Annotated in this window: 1 protein-coding gene; it reads left to right on the forward strand. The window is 46.8% G+C overall.

Annotated features, from left to right (window positions below):
* On the forward strand, window positions 1-1,214 hold a 1,214-nt coding region (locus R8N28_RS25705), incomplete at both ends, for a tandem-95 repeat protein (protein ID WP_318183720.1).

Below are 1,214 nucleotides of genomic sequence, written 5' to 3' on the forward strand. Positions count from 1 at the left end.
CTCAAGCGGGCGTCGATGCAGTTAACAACGATGAACTCAACCTTAAAGACCTGACTATCAGCGCGTCAGTATCGGATAGTGTTAATCCTACGGCTAACGACAGTGACAGTTTGATTGTGAATCGTGTTAACGATGCACCGACTGTTGAAAATGCCATTGCAGATCAAGAGTTATCGGAAGACTTTGCGACCTACACGATTGATTTAAACGACGCATTTAAAGATAGCGACTCAGCGCTAAACTTCTCAGTGTCTGGCAATAGCAACGTGTTGGTTTCGATTGAAAATGGCATCGCGACCATTTCACCAACGGCAGACTGGAACGGCTCAGAAACCTTAACGTTTACTGCTACCGACCCAAGTGGTGAAAGCGTTAGCCAAACGGTGGACTTTACGGTTGCACCAGTAGTCGACATCGAGGCTGACAGCACGAATGTAGTCGAAGACACACCAACTATCATTAACGTCTTAGGTAACGACACGTTTGAAGGCAAAGATAAAGTGGTGTCTCTGGACGCTGAGAATGGTCCTAAAAATGGCACCGTCATCGTAAACAACGATGGTACGGTGACCTACACACCAGATGACAACTACGTCGGTGAAGATACTTTCACCTACATCGTCACCTCTGGCGGTGTGTCTGAATCCACCACCGTTGAAGTCAATGTAACACCGGTCAACGATGCGCCAGTGGCGAAAGATGACATCGCTACGACACAAGAAGACACCGCAGTTACTATCGATGTTCTGCCAAACGATTCTGATGTGGATGGCGATAAGTTGTCGATCCAATCTGCGACTGTTCCTGAAGCACAAGGTAAAGTAGAGATCGTTGATGGCAAACTCGTCTTCACTCCGGCAGAAAACTTCAATGGCCACGCTGAAATCACCTACACCGTAACGGACGGTCAATTGACCGACGAAGCGAAAGTAACTGTTACAGTAAATCCAGTGAACGATGCGCCAACCATCAAGGTTGATGCAGTAGAAAGCATCACTGAAGATGCAGTGAACACTGATACGGTAGTCGCAACCTTAACGGTTCGCGATACTGACACTTCTGAAGATCAATTAACCGTTTCTTTAGAAAACAACTCAAACGGTTACTTTGTGTTAGTTGGCGATGAAGTCAAGCTGACTCAAGCGGGCGTCGATGCAGTTAACAACGATGAACTCAACCTTAAAGACCTGACTATCAGCGCGTCAGTATCGGAT

This window comes from Vibrio sp. Vb1554 (assembly GCF_033344235.1).